The 21,613-nt window shown below is 69.2% G+C and carries 5 protein-coding genes and 1 pseudogene; 1 reads left to right on the plus strand and 5 read right to left on the minus strand.

What is annotated here, in order from left to right; genetic code table 11:
• Positions 1 to 410: 410 nt before the first annotated feature.
• Positions 411 to 794 carry an HAD family hydrolase gene (locus tag SH412_RS26645; protein ID WP_336521082.1) on the minus strand — a complete coding sequence of 128 codons (384 nt, stop codon included), beginning with the start codon at positions 792 to 794 and terminating at the stop codon, positions 411 to 413.
• A gap of 7 nt (positions 795 to 801) precedes the next feature.
• Between SH412_RS26645 and SH412_RS28735 the strand changes: the two genes are divergently transcribed.
• Positions 802 to 1,005 (plus strand): transposase, encoded by a 204-nt coding sequence (locus SH412_RS28735; protein ID WP_419555830.1) that lies wholly within the window; start codon positions 802 to 804, stop codon positions 1,003 to 1,005.
• 2 nt (positions 1,006 to 1,007) lie between these two features.
• Here SH412_RS28735 and SH412_RS26650 read toward each other — a convergent pair.
• The 4 genes and pseudogenes from SH412_RS26650 to SH412_RS26665 all read right to left on the minus strand — a co-directional run.
• Positions 1,008 to 1,663 (minus strand): annotated as a pseudogene (locus tag SH412_RS26650) (IS701 family transposase); the annotation flags it as partial.
• Between the two features lie 212 nt (positions 1,664 to 1,875).
• Complete coding sequence (locus SH412_RS26655; RefSeq protein WP_336521083.1) at positions 1,876 to 2,382, minus strand: hypothetical protein; 507 nt, start codon at positions 2,380 to 2,382, stop codon at positions 1,876 to 1,878.
• A gap of 59 nt (positions 2,383 to 2,441) precedes the next feature.
• A complete protein-coding gene (locus SH412_RS26660) occupies positions 2,442 to 9,746 on the minus strand; it encodes a hypothetical protein (RefSeq protein ID WP_336521084.1) in 7,305 nt (2,434 codons plus the stop codon).
• Positions 9,743 to 21,430 carry a peptidoglycan-binding domain-containing protein gene (locus SH412_RS26665; protein WP_336521085.1) on the minus strand — a complete coding sequence of 3,896 codons (11,688 nt, stop codon included), beginning with the start codon at positions 21,428 to 21,430 and terminating at the stop codon, positions 9,743 to 9,745. The genes SH412_RS26660 and SH412_RS26665 overlap by 4 nt, the downstream gene beginning before the upstream one ends.
• Between the last annotated feature and the right edge of the window lie 183 nt (positions 21,431 to 21,613).

A 21,613-nucleotide genomic window follows, 5' to 3' on the forward strand; every position in this document is an offset into this window, starting at 1 on the left:
TGTTCGCCGGACGGGCGTATCACTTGCGTGTGGCGACGCAGGTCTGCCGGTTCTTCAAAGCCCCCCGGTCGGGACGTTCTGGTGATTGCGGTCGAGTATTTGCGAGGCGGCGGGGGGGGGCTGAAGTGTTTTACACGACCGACCTGACCGCGGATGTGGAGACCGTCTTGCGGCGTGACTCGTGGTCCTGGTCGATTGAAGAGAAGTTCCTCGACGCCAAGCAGCACCTGGAAATCGAGGAGCCTCAAAACCGGCACCGGCCCGCCGTCCGGCGGACCGTGCCAATGACATGCACGTCTGTGTCGCGGCGACGCCGGCACCGCGTTGGTCTCTCGAACCGACTGGCTGCTCGGCCGTACTCAGTCGGATGGAGACAGACTGCAGGACTGGTAGCGGACCGGGAACAGGCGTCACACCAGGTTGTTTCGGGCCGTCGAGAAGACAGGTCGGCCAGTTCGGCGGGCGATTTCCAAAGCCTGCTGATCGTCACTCTCCACGAACAACAGGAGTGACGGGTCGGCGTCATACGCGGCCGCCTTACGGAAGGCTGCATCTCCGGCATGATCGCGCGCGGCAAAAGTCGCGTGCGGCGACATCTGGAGCGATTCATACGGAATGCGATGTCGTTTGAGCCAGGCTTCAGTTTCCGGGCGATGGCGTTCCAGCCGGTTCGTGACGATTCCTCGCAAAGGCATGGACGGAACACGTCGCGGCTGGGCATTCTCCAGGAAGTCCTGATACTCCGCTGCGTGCTGGCTGGACCAGTGGCTGGAGGCGGCGAACACCTCCGGCATCCGACTGCTGCAGAAGTTCGCGAAGACGCTGGCCAGCCGGCGACAGAGCCTGCTGGCCTGGTACGACTATCCGATCTCGACGGGACCGCTGGAGGCCGTGAACAACAAGATCCGGCTGCTGCAGCGCCAGGCCTTTGGTTATCGGGACTTCGAGTTCTTCCGCCTCAAACTCTATGCACTGCATCGCATGAGGTACGCATCAGCCGGATGAGCCCGAAATCGGTAGTCCGAATCATACACTTCATCGGCCGTCACCCATTGTGCCGGAACTTGATCCGCCATCGCCTGCTGCAACATTCGTCGGGCCAGTTGCGGCTTGGTCGCAAACTCGACCTCGTCGGGAATATGGGCTTCCCGACAGCGTTCCCGGTCACCGATCCAGGCTTGTGGCAGATACAACTCTCGATCAATCAGCGTGCGCCCTTTCGAAGTGGCATACGCGAGGAACACACCGATCTGACAGTTCTCGATCCGGCCCGCAGTGCCGGAATACATTCGTGCGACACCGGCACTCTTGGTCCCCTTCTTCAGAAATCCGGTTTCCTCGATGACGAGCACGCCCTCATCGTCTGCCAGATGGTCGACGACATACCGCCGGAGGTCGTTGCAAACCTCGTCCGCACCCCACTGCGAACGGGCAATCGGCATCTATGAAAGACCGGCTGCAGATTCTTGGGCGTCTCATCTCCGAGGTAGTCCGCCAGCTGCCAGCCGTTCTTGCGATCGACCCGTGCGATCAGTCCGCGGACATACAGGGGCGCCCGCCGCTGCACTTCCACACGTCCAAACCGGGGCGCAAGTCGCTCGCTAACGCGATCCAGTTCCTCACCCCACCGCAGAACGTCCTGTTCCGAAATCTCCGGCTCCATCTTGCCCTCCAGTCTGGCAAGTGGTATCGCCTCAGCGCAATCGCGTAAAGTGGAACTGTAATACTAAGGCTAGAATGTCGCCGTGTGGGTCTTCCGGTTGCCCGCCAACTCCCCTCCCTTTTACTTGGCCACCGGAGTAGCAGAGCCGATGGTCTGTTTTTCGGTGTCCACTATACTCGCGGCAAATCGGTCGATCCCGGCGGGAGGGTTCCTTAAACGGTTCCTTGGCTCGGTGGGAAGCCATCTCCGTGTGCAACTGCGATGCGTACGCTCGCTTTGGAAGTGGGCTTGAGGCCGAAGTAAGCGTAGCCGGTCGCGACCGCCAGACCGATCCAGGCCTTTCCGTGGTCATTTAAGGACTTCAGTGCGTCAGGTTGAATCATCACTCCGACCACGAATGCCCCCAGCCCGCAAAGCATCCACACGCCGAGGTACGCGAGCACCGCGACTTTCACAACTTTGACTTGGCGAGGCGTGAAGTCCTGCTGGTTCATACTCTCGACCAGAGGCGTTTCCCCCGCGTCGGTGGCTGCCAGAACCGCAATCACAAGCGCTGAGACCAATGCGCCGATCGTGGTCATGGCGAGCCGAAATCCCTCCGTGAACGCGGTGTCTGGGTTGGGCACGTGACTCATTACTAGGACGATCGCCACAATCACCGAGGAGGCGTAGAGACCGAGCAGAACAAACGATATGATCCCACCGAAGACCGTTTTCATGGCGAGTTTTCCTTAGTCGATTGAGACACCCTGTCGCGTCCAGAGCGAGATGCCCGCATTCAGTGCCGAAGATCATGATCCTTGAAAGCAATGGCTTGGTGTCGGGCGAGTAGCGAGGCGGGGGTTGGATCATCGTGGGGGACGCTTTCGCCGGTCGGCCCGTTGAGCCGGATGCCGAAGCGGATGGCGGTGTCGGCCCCTTCACCCGGCTGGACGAGCGATCGGTAGAGCGCCCTGAGGCTGGCGGTGCCTCGCCACCAGACGACCTCGGGATCGGGGACCGGCAGGGCCTTACCGAACGCTTCGGCGGCGATTCGGCCGACCCCCAGCAAGCGGACCAGGTCCGGTCTTTGGGCTGGGTTGATCAGCACCTGCGCGTTCGAGGGGGCATCAGGCACGAGCTGATCCTGTTTGGCGAAGGTGAGCCGGAGGCAGCCGCCGAGCGTGGTCCGGGTCCAGCTCGCGACGACGTTGTCCTGAACGACTCGCTCAAACCGCGATAGCTCGAAGGCGGCCGCGGTCGAATCGCCGTCGACGGCGGGGAACAGCCCAATCGGCGGGTGGAACCGCGCCAGGCCACCGCCGATGTCGTCCCACTGGCTGGTGTCGCCGGGGCCGGCGGTGAACTCGGCGGCGACCGCAATGTGGAGATTGGTCAACCCATTGTCGAGGTCCCCCTGGATCGCCATGGGGATCGAGTCCAAGGTGGGTGGGAGGCGGAGGAGGAGAGTGCGGACGACCGGCTCGTTCCCGCTCAGGATCTGGGGGTTGAATCTCGCACCGGCGATTACCTGGAGCGCGACCCCTGGGGTGAGCGGCTGGCCCTGATCCTTCTTGAACTCGACGACGATCGGCGCCTCTCGCGCATCTTCAGGGCTCCGGAACCCGGGGTGTACCGCCCGGCGGGTGACAAGCACGGTGGCCACGCCATCCACGTCTGGTCGCGGGCTCTGGCCCAAAGTGATGTTGAGGAGCAACCGGGCTAGGGTGAACGCCCCCCCCATGAGTGACCGCGTTGCGCCATCCAGCGCCACCGACGCGAACTGGTGTGCCCCCACGGAGGCGCGGGGGCGTCGGAGCGAGACCGCAGGGGCCGGTCCCGCCCGCCGCGCGACTTGACCATCCCGCCGGTCGTCGCGGGTCGTGGACCACTGCGACGTTACCACCTCGCCTGGCCGGGTGGCCCAGCTCGTCACGTCGATCTGAGGCGGGAGGAAGTACTCGCCGGAGCGGAGGGTGTCGACGGGCCAAGCCCGGGCGACCCGCGCGTGGTTCAGGTCCTGGTTCGTGGCGGGGTAGCCCACTGTTGCGGCGGTGAACGCCACCCGGTCGAGCCGCGACAGCGTCAGGGTGGCGGTCTCCGTGGCGAGCGTCACAGCGGTCGCCGGGCGGAACGTGCCTGGGCTCCCCTCGCCCAGCGGCGACAGGCGGAAGAGTGTGGCCGAGGGGGACTCGGTCCGTGGACCGATCAGGAATTGGTTCTCCGTCCCTCCCCCCGGGATCAGTTCGATAGCTGCCCCCCTTGGGCGGTCGGCGAGGCCGAAGGCGTCGTCGCTGGCTCCGATCACATAGTAGGTGTGACCCGGGGTCAGGCCCCCGACCGGGACCCCGTTCCGGTCGGGCCCGACATAGGCGAGCTCCTGGCCGTCGCCCAGGCCGTGCCCGGGGACGTTGATCCGTTTCGCCTGCTGGTTCACCTGGTCGGGGGTGAAGCGGCACCCGACGCGCGGGCCGTCGACCGGGCGGGCGTCGTAGAGCAGGACACCCAGCCCCGGCGTGGGCTGGACCGGGATGTGGAGGAGCGGCAGGTGGCGGGCGGGGTCGGGGGTCATGTTGGCCGGGTCCGGGTCACGGTCCCAGGGGCGGACCCCGGCCAGGGGCTCGTCGACGACTCCGAGGGGCGAGGCGACCGGGATCAGGCGATCGAAGCCCACCACCACCAGGCCCGCCGCGCGGACGCGACGCTGGAGCAACTGGGATAGCCCCCAGGCCCGCGCCGCGTTGTCGTCGGCGGGCCCCTCGGCCGTGGCGACCCGGCGGAACACGCCCCTGTCGTAGAGCAGGAGCTGCCGGTTGACGCTCGGGTTGTCCCCCTGGGTCGGCACCGCGTTCAGGTCGAACGGGAAGTTCACCAGGGTCCGAGCGCGGGGCAGGGTCGCCGTCGCGGCGGGGTCGTGCTGGCGGACGACCACGGCGGCGGCCAGCCGGGCGGGGGAGGAGGCGAGCAGCCAGGCCAGGTCGGAGTAATTCCCGAGGTCGGCCGGAACGGTCGGCCCGCTGCCGGCCGGGCGGTCGCGGAGGCTGCCGGGCCAGAGGGTTTCGGCCAGGTAGGTCGACGCCAGCCAGGCGGCCTGGTCGTCCCGGGGCAGTTCGCGGGGCTGGTTTCCGGTGTCGGCCACCGGCGGCCGGGGGCGTCGGGGGTGGATCCCCGCCTCCGGGTACGACCGGTCGGGGGGCTCATTGCCGAGCGCTACGACGGGCAGGTCGGGGCGGCCGGCAAGTTTCGCCCCGGTGGCCCAGGCGAGCCGGACCTCGTGGCCGCCGATCGCGTCGAACGGCTGGGGTTGCGGGGGCAGCAGTTGGAGGTCGAGCCCCGCCGCCGTGAGGGCGGGCCGGGGCGGGGTGGTCGCCGTCCTGGCCGGGGTGTTGGTCGTGGCGAAGGGGGCCAGCCACGCCACCTGGCTGGCGTCGACGACTAGTGCCGTGGCGTCGGCATCGGTGGAGTTGGCGGGCAGGCCGAGGTAGTCGCCGAGCCGGCGGAGCCACACGGTCTGGGGGGCCTGCCAGTCCCATTGCTTGCCGGTGGCGACCTCCCGGACGGTGTGGTGGGCCACCCCGCCCAGGACCCGGCCGGGAGTGGGGCCGAGGCCGGCGAACACCGCTTCCAGGGGGGCGGCGGCCTGGTTCAGGTAGACGCGGGCGGTCCATTCCAGGGCTGCCGTCGTGGACGAGCCCTGGCGGTACGGGACCTGGTTGCGGAGCGACCACCGGCCGGTGAGCTCGACCCGCGCCGTGGCCTGGTCCGCCCCGGTCTGAGGGTTCGGGGTCCCACTCACCACCAACCGCGCCGCGAGCCGGGTCCTGTCGGGTTCGGCCGGCGTGACCCGGGGGTCGTGGCGGTCGGTGAGGGTCATCCAGATCTCGGCCCCGAGGTCGACGACGTGCAGGGGCGTGTCGAACCGGACCGCGACGAAGCCCCGATCGTTGGGGTCGAGCCGCTCGAACCAGGAGCCGACCAGGTCCGTGGGCGCCTCCTGGGTCGGGACGCCGACCAGGAGGAACTGGTTGGCGCCGAAGTGGCCCAGGCGGGCGCGGAGCCGGGCCAGGGGCTGGCCCGTCAGCGACGACGTGACAGTGAACGTCCACGGCGGCGGCGGGTCGATCCCGTCGTCGAACGCCGCCCGGACCAGCGCGAAATTCCGGTGCCAGACACCGTCTTCGCCCAGGGCTTTCCCCTCCGCGATCCGGGCGCGGGTGAGCGGGTCGAGGTGGGGTTCGGACCAGACGTGGGGCTGGTAAAGGTCGCGGCGCTGCATCATTTGATCGAGCAGCGTGCCCGTGGCCACCGCGCTGGGCGTGACTGAGGCCACCTCTCGCTGACCGGCCTCCCCCAGCGCGTGCCAGACCGCCCGCTGGGGCGGCGCGGCGTCGGACCGCGAGCCGAGGTTGAGCCTGCGGCCGATCGCGAGCAGGCGGGCGTCGTGCTCCTTCCGGAACGGCTGGGGACTGATCGTGTGGGTGATTGACCAGGAGAAATCGCCGCTCGGCCGGGCCATCCGCCAAGTTAGGGACCCGGTGTCGACCGGCACGGTTCCCCGGTCCGCCGCCTGGGTGTCGATGACCAGGGCGGCGATGTCATAGGCGAACGGGGTATCGGTGGCGGTGGACTGGGCCCGGAGGGTCAGCTTGCCCGGCTGGAGTCGGGCGGTGCAGCCCTCCGGGGGGAGTCGGAGCAGGCCCACGGTATGGTCCAGGGCGATCTCCGTGACGGCGAGGTTCCAGGAGCCGTCGGAGCCCAGGGCGCCGGCGACCACCAGCGCCACCCGCGCCAGGCTGGTGCCGCTGGTGCCGCTGGTGCCGCTGGTGGCGTCGCGGAGGAGCGGGTCGTCGAACCGCCAGTCGATTCCGCCGCTGGCTTGGAGGTTCCAGTTCGAGCCGGTCCGGGTGAACTGGAGGCGGACGACGTTGCGGGCGGAGGTCGGCGGCCGTTCCGACCGCCGGTCCGGGGCCGGGGCGGTCCGCATCCAGACCGCCGTGAGTCTGAACGAGGTCGGGCCGGTCGCGTCGCCGGTCGCCTGTACCCGGATGGGGAACAGGGGGAAGCCGAGCAGAATCGGCCAGGAGTGGTCGCCGTCGTGGCAGCACCAGCCCGCCCCGTCGTCGGGGGTCTCGCCGGTGAGGGGCAGGTCGATCAGTTCGCAGACGATCCGGCTTTTCGTGGTCGCGTCGTCGCGGAGGGTCACGGTTTCGCACCAGCCCAGGCGGTCGGTCGGGGCGCCCGGGGTGGCCGCGCGGGTGAGCGGGCCGCGCGGCTCGGCGCGGACCAGCCCGAGGCCGTCGGCGGTCACGATCGTGCCGTCCCCCATCTTCGCGGCGAGCAGGGGTTGACCGTTGCGGAGGAGCGGCGGGGCCCAGGCGGTGGCGGCACCGGGGGCCTCGAACCCGGCGGTGAACTTCGGGAGGTTGGCGCCGGAGGGGGTCAGGGTCGTAGTCAGGGTCGCGGACAGGGACTGGGTCCGGTCGGGCTCGACCGCCGTGGGATACTGGAAGGTCAGCGTCAGGGCGATCCCGGCGGCATCGCGGATGGTGAGCTTCAGCGCCGGGTCGACGCCCACGAGCCGGGTTGGGGAGCCGGGCTCGACCGTCACGCGGCAGCCGCCGGCCGGGTCCAGCGTCGGGGTGTTGGTGTTGCCGGTTGGCACCAGCGCGGGGGGGAGCCAGCCGAGGGCGGGGACCGCCACCCCCGCACGGTCGAGCGGGAACGTGGAGGCGGTCTCGACGCCCGATGTATCCCAGGTCACCGATCCGATCGTCCCGTCGGGCAGACCGGTCATCTGCTCGCCGTACCACTGGTCGAGGCTCGGGTTGGCGTGGCGGTAGACCCAGCCCGGCGCGGCGGTGGGGGAGAGCCGGAACTCGACGCCGGTGAGGGTCGTCAGCTGGTAGTGATCGAGCGGGCTGAGGCCCGCGACGACCCACATCGCGACCGTGTTCGGCGGATCGGGGGGGAGCGGGTCCGGTCCCACGGGGGGCCGAAGCGTGGGGGTGTCCCCCTCGGGGTACCGGGGCAGAGCCCCGGGGGGAAAGCTGATCAGGGCTTCCGGCGGGCTGGTCTGGTCGTGTGGGGTCCGGAGGAACGGCACCAAGCCCCGGTCACCGTCGAGCCAGCCTTCGGCGCGGTCGGGGCCGGGCACGGGCACGTTCCGCGCCAGGGGTAGGCCCACCGGCAGGTGCCAGGCGGTCAACTGGTCGGCGCGGGCGCGGAAGGTCAGGTCGCCAGTGTTCGGGTCCCACCGCAACAGGACGGTCAGGGGGGCGGGGCGGGTTTTGGGCTCGGTGGTCAACAGGGTCACGAACCCGGCCGTCACCAGGGCCCGGCCGATGGAGGTGTCGTCGGGCTCCTCCGGTCCTTGCCACAGGGGGGGGAAGGTGGAGGGTTCGGAGCCGGGTTCGCTCGCCCAGAACGGGCCGGTCGTGACCGTGGTCCGGGGCTGGGTGATGACCAGTCGCAGGGTCTCCGTCGTCCCGTTGCTCCGGTACTCGACCCCGACGTCGGAGGCTCCCAGTGCCGTGGCCAGCACGTCCAGGCCGTAGGCGTTCCGCCGCTGGAGCAGGTCGCGGGCGATGCCGGTGACGTCGATCATCCCCCGCAGGGCCTGGCTCGGGTCGTCGTTGGCCGCCGCGCTGGGGTTGGCGGGGGGCAGGGCGTAGGCGTCTAGCGCCAGCCAGCCGGAGGCGGTGCAGAGCCACGACCGCCGCGACACCTGGACGCCGTCCGTGCCGGCCGGGATCGGCGTCTGGGGGATCTGCTGGGGGACAAGAGTTTCATTGAGGGCGAGCGTGACCGTGGGCGTCTGGTCACCGACCTGCTGGACGGCGAAGCCGACCTGACGCTCCGTGGCGGCAGGGTCGTCGTCCGAAGTCGTCAGCCACCAGTCGCGGTCGGCCGGCCAGGCCCCCCCGGCCTGGCGGGTGACCTGCCCCCGCAGCAACGTTGGTTGAAACGACGCGGTTGCCGACCGGCCGGTGCCGATCAGGAGCGACACCCCGGGGCGCTCCACTCGCCACCGGAGGCGGGTCGGGTCCCCCGCGAACGGGTTGGGGTCGGCGGTGATCCGCACCACCACGCCGTCGGGGTCGGCATCGATCAGGCGGAGAAACGACCGACCGCCCCCCCCGCCGCCGAACCCTCGGAACTGGTCGCGGACGCTCCGGACGTAGGCGCTGGCCGTCAGGGAGGTCCCGGACAGGGCGCTGGTCGGGTCGTCGCTCAGGGTCCAGGATTGGCCGACGATGGCCATCGCCGCGCGGACGATCGCGCGGGCCGGATCGCCGGTGGGTTGCTGGGTCGGTCCGAACCCGACCAGGCGTTGCTTCAGCAGCTGGAACGCCGCAGAGGGGTGCTGGGGGTCGGTCTCGACCGTGTCGGTTAGGAGGTCACCGTTCAGGTCGAAGGCGCGAAGGTGGAGCAACCGGGCCGGGTCGAACCCCAGGAGGATAAGGCCGTTGCCGGAGGTCGGCACGGCCGAGCCGTTGCCCCACTCGACCACGCGTGGCGTGAACGGGCCCTGCGGCACCCGGAGGACGACCGGGACCCGCGTTGCCGGTCGGCCGGGGTAAAACGACCGGGGCAGCAGCCCCTCGAGGTAGATTCCCCCCGGCTCGATGTGAATAGCGCGGAGGTCGGCCGGGTTGTTGGTCGGCCAGAGCCGAGCCATCCCCTGGCGCCAGAAAGGATAGTTGCTGACAAACGGGATGGTCAGCCCGCCCCGCAGCAGGACGCGTGCATCCTCGCCGGGGTTCGGCCCAGTGGGCTGGCCGGCGAACCCTAGGCCCAGCCGGACTGGGGTCGTCAGCAAAATCTCCTGCCTGGGGGCTACCCCATTCTGATTCCGGAAGTAGTATAACGTCACGACGACCCGCAGGGCCTGGTCGTCGGAGGAGACGAACCGCTCCAGTGTCTTCCGTATCTGGTCATTGGGGGCCGCTGTTTCGTCCACACCGGTGATGGCGACCGGCCGCAGGCGGATCATACCCGGGTTGACCGGCAGGACGTTCACGTCGAGAAACGGGAACGGGCCCGAGGTCAGACCGAGCGGCAGGTACAGGTGGAAGTTCCGGACCATGCGATCAGGCTCGCTCATTGGTGGCTCTCCTCGGGGCAGCCAGCGCCATCCAGCGGCGGCCAGAAGTCGGACATGACCCCGGACCGCTCTACCCGCAGGTGGAACCACCTTGTCTTCGGCTGAACCGACAACCGCTGGAGACGGTGGTAAACCTCGGCCTGGTTCGGCTCGTTCATCTTGAAGGTCAGCCGGACACGCAGCTCGAGCCGGCCGACGTCCGCCCCGGAGGGGGGCTGGATCAGTGAGATCACCGCGGCCCTGATCGCTGAAAGCTGAGAGCAGCGGGCGACGTACCACTTGGGCTCGTCGCCGCTGGGGTTGCTTGGAGCCAGCGGACTGAACACCTCGATCAGGGGCAGGATCACCTTGGTCCCGCCTTCCTGGTAGTCGGGCTGAAGGTCCCACATGTGGACCGTCAGCCGCGCGAACAGGTCGGGCAGGCTCCCCAGCAGGAACGGGCAGGTCGCGCCGATGTTCAGCTCGATGTCGGATTGGAACCAGAACTGGCGGAGTTCCTCGGCGAGGTACTGCCGGGGGTGCGGCAGCGGCAGGTCGAGCGTCAGCGACGATTCCCCCTGGTCGTTCGGCTCGGCGAGCGTGACGGCCCTCGGGTTGTAGCACGACGCCTGAGGCCACTGGGAGGGCCGGCGAAACAGGGGGCGGACGGTGCCGGTCTGAGTGACCGGGGATCTGACCTGACCCGCCTCGCAGTACGATTCGGCGAGGTAATCGTAATAAACCGGCGCCGCGGGCACGACGAAGACGTCGGCCTTCGCGGTCGGTCGGAGCGACGCGGGCAGGACGGTGTTTAGCCCGTCCCGCAAGTCGCCGGAACCGATCGGGAGCGGGAACGGTTGCCCGGGTCGCTCGGTCCCCCGCTCGCTCTGGACCCAGGTCCGATACGCGTCCCACTGGACCGTGTGGTCGGCGTCGACGTGCTGGGCGAAGACCTGGTAGACACCCTCCAAGGTGGTCTGGCCGCCGGCCACGTCGCGGTGCAACCTGAGGTGTTGGCCCGAGAACGCGAAGAATTCCTTGCTCACCGCGTTGGCTGTGGAGGCGTACTCGGCCGGGTGGCGGAAGACGGTGATCGCCACCCCGCCGGAGGTCGGCGCGATCAGCACGGCGGGGCCGCCGCTGGCGGGGTCATCGTCGAACGGGTCGGTGCGGGGGACCTTCAGGTTGTGGACCGCCTCCGGCGGGACGAACGTCAACTCCCCCTGGTCGGCCTCGGGCGTGGCGGCCGACCGGAGTGCGAGCCAGATTTCGTCGTAGCGCCGGACGATCTGAACCCCGACGTCGTAGCTGTGCCGAAGCCCGTTGGGGATCGGCAACGCCAGGCGGACCCGGCCGCCGCCGCCGATCGGTACCGTGACACGCGCCCGGTTGGGGACCGGCTCGGTCGGGAGCATCACCTCGGCCGGGTAAAGGTCGATCATCTGCCCGGCGTGCCAGCGGTCCTGCCGCGATCGGCGGAACACCGAGGTCGGATGGGCGGGGTCCGGGTCGACGGTGAGCCACGCCGCCAGCGCCGCCCCGAGCCGCGCCGTCCGCTGGGCCACGGTCAGCCCGGCGGGCTGGGCCCGGTCGGCCCGACCCACCAGTAACAGACCGAACGCGGTGTTGAAGACCGGCGTGTCGGGGGCGTTGTCGGCGTCCCAGACCTTCCAGTCGTCCGGGGAGCCGGCAAACATCAACCGGACCGTGTCGAGCCGGGTTTCGCCGTCCTCGGCCACGAACCGGACGACCATCGCGGGGGGCGGCACCAGAGGCCGGGGCAGTGCGTTGAGGAACCGCTCATCGTCGAAGAGGCGGGTGTCGATCACCCGGTCCGACGCGTCGCGCCAGACGCATTCGCAGCTCAGGCCGAGCGCTTCGGCGGCGGACCATCCGAAAGGGTCCTCCGCGAACGCGGGGAGCAGGCGGAGGACGTCGCCGAGCCGATCCTTCAGCGCCCGGTTCGGGGTGAACGTGGCGGTGCCCCGGTCGCGGAGCGGCTCGGTCAGGGTCAGCTCGAACCGGGGCGAGGGCACGCCCGCCGCGCCCAGCGCCCCGGCAATCATCCCGGCCACCTCGACCAGCGCGGGGTGGACCCAGAACTGTTGCTCCGACGCGGTGCGGTACAGCTCCGGCGTGAACGGTCCGGCCCGGAGGGCGGGGGCATGGACCCGGGCGTTGGGCCGCGGGCCGCCACCGTCCCAGAGGTCACGGATCGGCGTCAGGTCGGTTCGCGCTTCGTAGGTCAGGCGGCCGGAGCCGAGCCGGCGCGGGGCGAGGTGGCGGGGGAAGGCGCGGTAGATCTCTTGCGGCCAGACGTCGACGATTCGTTCGCAGCGGGCCGAGAACCCTTCCGCGGTGATCGACCGGAGCCGGGGGTAGCCCAGGGGCGAGAGGGCCTCGACGCGGTAGACCCGGAACCCGGAGACCGGGATAGAGGCCACGTCGAATCCGCTTTCCGGGTGGGGCCAGAGCAGGGCGATGCGGTCCGGCCCGACCGCCGGGCTGTCGAAGACGTCGCCCAGGATCCATTCGGTGGACGCAGATCGGGCCAGGAACTCGATCGCCTCGACCGTGTTGCCCCGGCTGAAGTACTCCGCCTCCACCGGCCCGTCGAGCAGGCGCGGGGTGTTCCCCCGCGATGGCAGGAGGACGGCGTGACGCATCACTTGGAGGGGGGACCGGGTAATCGGCTGGTTGGCACCGGCCGGCGGCGCGATCCCGACGAAGAACTCGATGGCCTGGCCGGGCCGCGCCCCACCGATCTGTTGCTGGAGGTCGTTTTCCGGGACGACGACCCGCAGCAGCCGCTGACCCTCGACATTCTGTCCCTCGACCTCGACCTTCAGGAGTTCCCAGGTCAGGGGTTGATCGCCCGGCCCCCGCAGCTCGTCGGGGATCTGTTCCCAGAGGACCGGGTCCGTCTCGGCGTTGAAGTCGTTGAAGTCGGGGTCGGGGGGGGCGGTCGCCGGGATCGGCCCGGTCGACCCGGGTCGACGCGCTCCGAACCCGTAGTGGCCGGTCCGGGGGGCGCTGATCCACTGGTAGCGGATCTTCAGGTCACGGGCGTACTCGAACGGGCCGTCGCGGTCGGCGTTGCCCACCGCAACGACGAACTCGAACACCCCTGGGACATACGGCCCGTCGCGACCGGCGAGCGGCTTGAGCCGGTGGAGCACCTGGGACTGGCGGATCGCCGGCAGCGGGCGGACGGTCCGCCAGCGGACCTCGGTCGTGGCGCGTCGCAGTTCGCGGTTCGGGGCCTGAACCACCACCTCGTACCGCAGCCACTCGTTCTCGCGGAAGCTCGCCACGTCGTTGTCGATGAACTGGTAGGGCACCCGGAGCAGCATCTCCAGGGGCTGGCCGTCCTGGCCCTCGCCCTCCACGTGGACCCACCCCGGCGCCTGGGGGTCACTTTGATAGCGGGGCTGAAACCAGGTGGGGTTGGTAGGAAACTCACGGTCGAAGCGGCCGTCACGATACCGCTTCACCGTGATCTGGGACACCTCGATGAAGTGGTCCTCCAGGGTCGCAACAAGGTTTTTCTGGTCGATGTCATTGCTGCGGAAGTCCCAGGTGAGCCCGACCCCGGTGGCATCAAAAAACGTCTTGCCCAGTTCCAACTCGTAGCACGGCGTCCGGCCCTTGATCGGCGAAGCGAGGGTCGCTGCCGCGCCGGCCAGCCACGGCGGGGTCATGGCGCCGAGGTCAAGGAGGTTAGGTACAGGGTCGTGGTCCGGGTCATTCCATTTCCAGGTATCTTCCCAGGCGTTCGCCGTCTGCTCGGCGGTACGCTTGACCTCGAACTCAAGCACCAGGCGGAAAGGACGGGCCAGGGTGAACCTGTCTTTGGTCAGGTCCTCCTGCGGCGCGCAGAGCAGGCTCACCAGATCCTTGAAGACCCAGCCAAGCGGCAGACCGAACGGCGGGGGGGCGCCGTTGCCGTCGCTGGGCGGGTTGGGGGTGCGGGCCGGCGGGCTGGTGCAGGCGCGGAGTCGGAGGTTGTCGTAGCCGCCCTCGGAGTGGGGCAGGCGGCGCCGGCGGAGCGGGTAGAGGTCGGGCGGGCGGACGCCGCTGGTACCGTCGCTGGCGTCGGCGACCTGGGGCGACTTCACCCAGGCGTCGGTTAGTTCCGGGCGGATCAACCGTGGCTCGGGTACGTCGGGGAACGCCTGGAGCAACTCTCGGAGGCCAACATTGCTGGGCTGGCCGTTCTCCACGACCGGGATGAATTTGGTGTCGAGATCCTCGTTCCACTGGAGCAGGCCGTCGCTGATATGCCAGCCGTCGTCCCACCGGTCCGACCCCCGGAAGCCGCGAAACGCAACCCCGTCCGCCGACTTGAGCGCGAGCCGGAACCGGAAAGCCGCGTCGGGGACCAGCGGCGGTTTTGGGTAAAGCTGGCCGGAGGCCGGGAACAGGACGACCCGCACGATCCGGGTGTCGTCGTTGACCTGGGTCCGGGTGAAGCGATAGTGCCAGGGCCGGGCGGTGTCGAGAGCGCGGCTCGGGGCGGCGGGGGCCAGGCCTATGAACCGCGCGGAGGGGACGATCGCCGAGGCGGGCAGCAGTTCCTGGATCTTTTGCCGCGCCTTGGTGACGTTGTCCGCCTGCCAGGCCATCGACAGGTCGCCGCTTAGGTCGTAGCCGCAGATGCTGAAGGAGACCGAGACGTGTGCGCGGGCCCCGAGCGAGGACGGGTCGGTCCCCTCGTTCATGCCGATCTCGCCGTCGATGTCGACGCTGGCGAACCGGTAGTCGCCGTCGAAGCCAATCTTCAGCGGGCTGTACTTCGGGCCAAGCCGGCAGTGCGCCGAGGCGTGGACCAACAGGCTGGCGGAGACTTGGAGCCGGCCCACCAGGTAGGTCCGCAGCGGCGACCCCCCCGGCGCCAGGGCGCCGAGCAGTTCCAGGCCCACCTTGGCGTCGAGGTTGGCCGAAATCTCGGCCGAGGCCGACCCGGCCCAGGTGTCGAACCCGGCGCTGCCGCCGAGGCTGACGTTGAGGCCGGCGTCGAGGTTCAGGCCGAAGGTCGCGGCGCCGCCGGCCACGCCGAATCGGAACCCGGCGGCCACCTCGGCCTGGAAGATTGCCCCCAAGTTGTAGCCGAAGCGGATCTCGCGTGGCCAGCCCACCTTGACCTCGAACATCGACGGCGTCGCGTCGACCGACAGATTGGCTTGGATCGCAGAGACTGCCTGGCCCAGGATCTCCGGCACCGAGTCCCCCATTTTCGGGTTGGGCAGTGTCTGGGCGTAGGCCGAGATCCGCGGCTCCTGCGGGAAGACCATCATCGCCGCCCGCGCCAGCGGACGCGCCAGGAAGTCGGGGTCGGTCACCCGCGCCGGCGCGGCGTAGACCCAGAGGTTGGCGCCGATCAGGATTTCCAGCTGGCTGTCGACGGCTATCATGATCCGGCCGACGACCGGGTGTTCCTGTTTGACGTCGAGATTGCCGTAGGAGATCCCCCCGACACCGGCGATCGTCCATTCGGTCGACCGGTGGGACGGCGGCGGGTCGTCGACCCAGGCCTTGATGTTCGACGGGTCGGGTGGCCCGTTGGGCTGCCGGACCAGGGCGATCACCCGGTCCACCCCCTTGAGGTCGGACTTTTCCAGTCCGGCGAGGGTGTTGTTGATCCCGAACCCAAAGCCGACCGACCGGAGGTAGAATCCGGCATAAAGCGGCGTGGTCACGTCGACCTCGGCCGCGACCGAGAAGCCGGGCACCTTGCGGCCGTCGCCCGCAATCACCGGGACCGACCGGCCCACTACCCGGGTCCGGGGGAGGAAGTCGGTCTCCAGCTCGAGTTCGGCCTCGAACCCTCCCGGCATTCGCGTCATACTGCCCGACGCCATGAACCCCGCCGGGGGAGTGATCGCGATGCCGATCGTCTCCACGTCGATCGAGGTCTTACTGAGATCCGGCACGTTGTTGTTCAGCGGCAGGCTCAGCGTGATCCCACCGAAGGTGAGGCGGGCGTTGAGCAGGTCGAGATTTTTGAGCGAGGCTTGCCCCAGGATGCCCAGTATCAGCGTTGATCGTTTGTTATTGACATAATCGGGGTCCCTCTTATTGCCGACCCGCAGCCCATCGACCTCAATCTTGAGGATTTCGAGGATCTCGAACGACTGGGGGGCGCACCGGAAGGTGATGGCCTCGGCGTTGAGCCGGAGCAGGTCGAGGCTCTCGAACGAGACCGATAGCCGCTTGGCGAAGAACCCGGAGAGGAGTTCATTAATTTCCCCGTTGGGCGGGTTTTCGGGCGGTTCCGCCGAGATTGTCCCGGTCATCCGGATGTTGCTGGTCCATTTCTTGTTCTCGTACTTGGTGGCGAAGACCAGGTAGGGGATGTCAAACCGGAGGAAGAGGCTGCGGACGTGGAAAACTGGCAGGCCGATAATCTCCAGCACCGCCGCCGCGTCGAATGAGCCGTCATGCTCGGTGAGCTTTAGGGTGAGCTTGCCGACGGCCGAGTCAAAAAACACCAGGTCGGCCGAGGCCGACAGGCTGCACCCGACGAGCTTGCTGTTGCGAACCAGGATCTCCCCGACGGCCGGCTCCTGGTCGCCGGTGCCGATCGTGGTCGGCGGCTGGACGTCGACCGGCGCCTTCAGGCCGGTGAGGTCCCCACTCCCCAGCCCAACCCGGCCGGCGCGGACCCCGCCGCGAAAGTCGAAACCGGAGTCGTGGGCCTTGAACTCGCTCATCTCGAAGACGAACTTGCTGAACGACGGATCGTTGGGGTCGATGTCGGCCGGGAACTCCAGCCGGATCGCCGCCGCCGGCCCCCGGCCCGTTTCCGCCGCGCGAATCAGCGCCAGCGACGCCTTGTCCGACCCGGCCTCGAACCGGAACGTCAGCCCCTCGGGCACCGTCAACTTGACCAGGCCCGCCTTGTAGGAGGTCGTCCGCTTGGTCCGGAGGTCGGCCGAACCCGAGCAGCGGAGCGAGCTGGCCTTGAACGACAGCCGGCCCCCCGCCTCATCGGTGTCGAAGGCGAAGTTCAGGACGCCGGTGGCGTGGAGCAACTCGTCTTGGTCGGCGGGCTTGAGGTGGAATTCGAGCGGCACGGACAGCGTCGGCCGCTGGACGTCCAGGAAGTCGAGCCAGGGCCCGAGCTCCCCTTCGGAGAACGTGGTCGCCAGGCGGGCGAGGTTGGCCAGCCCCGGCGGCGCCAGCTCGATCAGCTCCCGGGCTCTGGCGACCTCGGGGATGACGTCGCCGATCGTCGCCGCGATCAGTTCGAGCGACAGGGTCGGCCGGTCGTTGACCCAGGTGATCTGGCGAAGCTCGTCGGGCAGGTCGGCGACCGGCTGGGCGAACTTCATCAGCCAGCTGGCGATGTTGCCCCCCTGCCAGGCATGGCCGATCACGGCCTTGGCGGATTCGGCCGCCTTGTCGAACAGGTCGAGCAGCAGTTGCGGGGTCTGGCCGTCGGGCACGGTTAGGCGGAAGCCGTCGCGAAGCGACCAGTCGAGCGGCGAGCCGGCGGGCAGGACAAACCGGGCCAGCGGGGAGCCCAGGTCGAGCTTCAGCTCGCCGCCGGACTGGGTCTCCACGAACGTCGCGTCCACCGCCGCGTCATCGGTCAGGGTCACAAACAAACGGCCCGCGAGCGGGCCGGAGAATGGCAGGCCCAGGGCGAACCCGTCCCGTTTCACCTCGGCGGAAATGCCGATCCTGTCTCCCTGGTCGAGCCGCAATGGGCCAAAGGTCGGGGGCGTGGTGGTGTCGATCGCCGCCGGGAACACCCAGACGGGGTGGCCCGAGACCCCGGATCCCCCGAGCGTGACCTCCAGCCGGACCCGACCGGTGAGGGTGTCGTTGCCGTCGCGCTGGAGATCGTCGACCCGGACCACCGCTGAGTCGGCCTGCGGGCCGTCGGGCAGAGTCGCCGTCAGGTTCAGGAGGAGCGACAGGTTCACCGGGGCCTGGTTGGCCGCCAGGCGAAACGTCGGGAGCAGCTCGGGGTCGGTGTTGGCTGAGGTGACCCGGATCGCCGTGCTGGCCTCCTGCTCCAGGCTGCGGGCAAAGTCGAACGGCTGGGCGAGCGGGACCTCCCAGCCGGTCTCGCCATCGACATCGGGCAGAGTGAAGCCTACTCCATCGGCGTGGAACGGACCGTTGCCCGAGGGGTCGGCCACCCCCAGCAGCGCCACGCCGAAGCCGAACGACCCGGCCCCGAGGTCGCGGGCCCGGCTGAGCTGGACGGCCGACCGCTCGGCCGGATCGTCGCGGAGCCGCGCCGCGCGCGGCGGGGCCGGTGCCGGGCTTGCGTCCTCCGCCGACCATCGCGAAGCCTGGTCGCGGGGGCCGGGGCGGGCCGGGGCGGGCGCGAACGCCGGGGGGGGCTGGGTCAGGCCCGAGACGTCGAGGGGGAAGCGGAAGCGGGAGGTGGCGTTGTCGCCTTGCCCGCGGGTGGTCGTTAGGTCGACGCGCTGGGCATCGGCCAGGTGCCAGACGGAGGTGTCACCGGGGGCGGGCGGCCAGCCGCCGAGGCCGGGGATCTGCTTGAGGACTGGGGGGTTGGCCGCCGTGGCGAGCTGGGTCGCCAGCTGGTTCACGAGCAGCTGCTCGATGGCGTCGGTCCAGGACTCGGCCGGGGTGCTGGCCAGCGGCAGGTTCGGCTTGCTGGCGACCAGGACCTTGCCCACCCCCTTGGTGTCCACCGAGACGACGCCGCCGGTGTTGACCACGTCCTCCGGGCGGCGGAGGAACCAGGCGAACAGGAGCGCCACGGCACGCTGGGAGGTAAAGATCTCGCCGAGGGTGTAGGGTTGGTTGGGCAGGGTGGTCGAGCTGGCCGGGTGCTTGAAATCCTTGAGGGTGACCCGCGTCCGCAACAACTCGCGGAGCTGGACGCGGGCGAACCCCCAGGTCGCACGGGCCATCGCGGCGGGAAAGGCGCGCGTGAACAGGATCAGGCGGGAAAACCAGGTCCAGCCCGCCAGGTGGCGGAGCGGCACGGTGGCCACGGTGGGGGCGTCCCAGACCAGTGCGGCGGAATAGACCCGCTGGGCGGACCGGAACAGGTCCGCGCCGTTGGTCCCCCACTCCTGCTCGGGATTGACGCCGAAGCGGCCGAAGGTGGCGTCGAAGGTCGCCTGGTCGGTCTTTTTGAGGTAGGCGGCGAACGCCCCCAGCCGGCTCCGTTGGTTTTTGGGCAGGGGGGAGGACGCCGCCGGCAGGCTGGCGGGCAGCCCGCCGAAAAGGAACGCCAGCCGGCCGCTGGGGTCGACCGAGGCCCCGTCGAGGAAGGCAGAGTTTTCCAGATGGCTCACCGCCCGCAGCACCAGGAACGTGGCCTGTGCCTCAGGCGAGAGATTCGACCAGGTATTGCCCGCGAAGTTGTTGGGCAGCAACTCCAGGGGCTCGCGGTCCCAGAACAGCGCCGCCTGGGCGGGGGGGAACGCCGAGGGAGTGGGCTTGCCGTTGGCGTCCCGCGCCGGCTGCCCGACGCCGACCAGGCCGTCGTTGCGGCGGTTGCCGGTGATCGTCGGGAAGTCCGGCGCCACGTCGCGGGCGACGACCCAGAGGTCGCTGCCGTCGGCCGGGGGCCAGTCGCGGTTCCAGAGGAAGTTGGCCTTCACCTCGTCGCCCAGGGTGTTGCCCGAGTGGACCCGGGACGAGACGACCAGGGGGGTGGCCCACCCGCTGATCCGCCACCGGGTCAGCGCCTCCATCACGGCGGGGTCGACCACGTCGTCGGTCGGCCACGGCGAACCGGTCGGCGGCGTGACTGTCACCGACTCAAAATCGACCGGGGGTTTGGCCGGCGCGGTCGGGATCGGTTTGGCGATCGCCACCTGAAGGGCGCGGGTCGCGCGCTTGAACTCGCGGACCGCGACCCGTGCCCGGTCGTTGTCGTTGGTGCTCGACAAGAAGCCGATGCGGGCGAGGTTGCTCCGCACGAACGGCAGGCAGAGCCGCTGGTGGTTGATGTTATCCCAGTCGAGGTTGCCAGTCGCCGGGTAGCGGGTCGGGATCTGGACCAGCTCGGTGAAGTCGCCCTGGAACCCGTTGCCATCGTGGCGCCGGGTCAGGCCCGCCTTTCCCAGGTCGGGCACGGTGGTATCGCGCACCTTGTCCAGTGCGTCCGCCGACGCCACATTCGGGATCATCGCCGCGCGGATCTGATCGATCAGCGTGCTTTCGTCCGCGTCGGTGTAGGTGGTGATGTCGGTCGACAACCCGGCGGCTCGCCACGCCGCGATCAGGCGACTCCCCGCCCGCCCGTCCTCGACGACGTGGCCGGGCCGCCGGATGTGCCACCGGAGGAGGTACGCCAGCGCCAGCTCCGACTGAAAAACGTCGCCGATGGTCGGCGCCCGCCGCCCCACCGTGGCGTCGACGATCGAGTTGAGGACCCCGGGCGGGAACGGTGTCATCACGATGTCGCGGAGCCGGGACCGGGCCATCGTCCAGACGTTGGCGCGGACGGCATCGTCGTTGCGGGCGGCCAGGACGAAGCGGTAAAACCAGTGCCAGGAGCGGAACAGGTCGAGCTCGTCATAGGTCCCGGCCGGCGTGCCCGGCTTGACCAGGGTATCGAGGCGGCGAAGGAACCGCGGCGGGTTGGCCGCGCCCACCCGACGGGAGGCTGTGATCCCGAGATACGCCTCGTACTTCCGCTGCGACATGTTGTAAATCTGCTCGCCCGGGCGGACGATGCCCCCCGTCCACTGGACGACATCGTCGTCACTCGCCGTAGGGGCCGACTTCTCGCCGCTGATGACCTCGACCCCGGGCATCAGGTTGCCGTACGAGCTGGCCGCCTGGTCCTTGAGCCACGCGAGGAACCCGGGCAGCTCTCCCTTGCCGTGCTTGCCGTTCTCGGGCCGAGGAGAGGTGGTCCACTGGCACGGGCCAAACGACAGGAAGGCATTGTCGTAGGCGTTGACCGCGTCGAGCTGGCCGTCGATCTCGGGGAACGACCCCGCGTACAGCACGCGAAACGTCGACTTCTGCGAAGCAAGCAAATGGTCGGCGGGCACCCCAACCATGTGGAGGGGCGTGATGGCGCCGCTGGGGAGGGTATGCCGACCGGCCTGCGACCCGGGTCCACCGAAGTTGGGGCGGGTGAGGTAGGATCCCAAGACTTGCCAGTCGTCGCGGCTGGCCCCGGGTCGCTCGGTCCAGTCGCGGACGAACATCCGGCCGCCCGACGCTTCGGTGTGGTCGTCGTGGGCCCAGAGGTTGGCGGCCAGCACTTCGTCGGTCCGATTGTTGCCGTCGAGACGGAAGCAGTTGATGACTACCGGGCAGCGGAGCTTGTCCCGGAGCCAGACCTGGAGGCAGGCGGCGGTCGTCGTGGTGGCGACGCCGTGGATCTCGGCGGCGGCCAGCCGGGCCTCGGCGGCCAAAATCCTCGTTTCGTAACGACTCCAGAAATCCACCGGTTCGGCCCCGGTGGCCGTGGTCCGGGCCGCCTTGGTGAGCCCGGCGTAGGTCTGGAACTCGCGCACCGCCCATTCGGTGCGGATATCGAACAGACCCGTCGGCGCCCGGTTGAGGAACCGCAGCGTCACGAGATCCTGCTGGAGCTGGCGGACGTGGGAGGCGCCGGCCTGTTCCGGATGCTTCACCCCGGCGTAGGTCGGGACCTGCCCGGTGGGCTTGTCGACGTCACCGAGCTGGAGTTCAAATCCGGCGTAGGAGAGAGTCGTCTCGCTCAGGAACTGCCGTTTGTCGTTTGCCACGAACCCAGCCCCTCCGCCGACTCCGGACCAACATCGCCGCTGATCGCTGGACAAAACATCGCCGCTGATCGCTGGACAATCAGAAAAGATATTATTTGTAAGATCAACAAAAATACGTCGGGGCGATTCTCATTTTATCTTTTTTCGGCTCATCCGACTAACGCGTCCCTGAGTTGAAAGAAG

The sequence above is a fragment of the Planctellipticum variicoloris genome (assembly GCF_030622045.1).
GTDB lineage: Bacteria > Planctomycetota > Planctomycetia > Planctomycetales > Planctomycetaceae > Planctellipticum > Planctellipticum variicoloris.

Excerpts from the sequence above, each read along its gene's own strand:
- SH412_RS26660 (WP_336521084.1), bottom strand. The coding sequence starts at position 9,746 with ATGAGCGAGCCTGATCGCATGGTCCGGAACTTCCACCTGTACCTGCCG.
- SH412_RS26645 (WP_336521082.1), bottom strand. The coding sequence starts at position 794 with ATGCCGGAGGTGTTCGCCGCCTCCAGCCACTGGTCCAGCCAGCACGCA.
- SH412_RS26655 (WP_336521083.1), bottom strand. The coding sequence starts at position 2,382 with ATGAAAACGGTCTTCGGTGGGATCATATCGTTTGTTCTGCTCGGTCTC.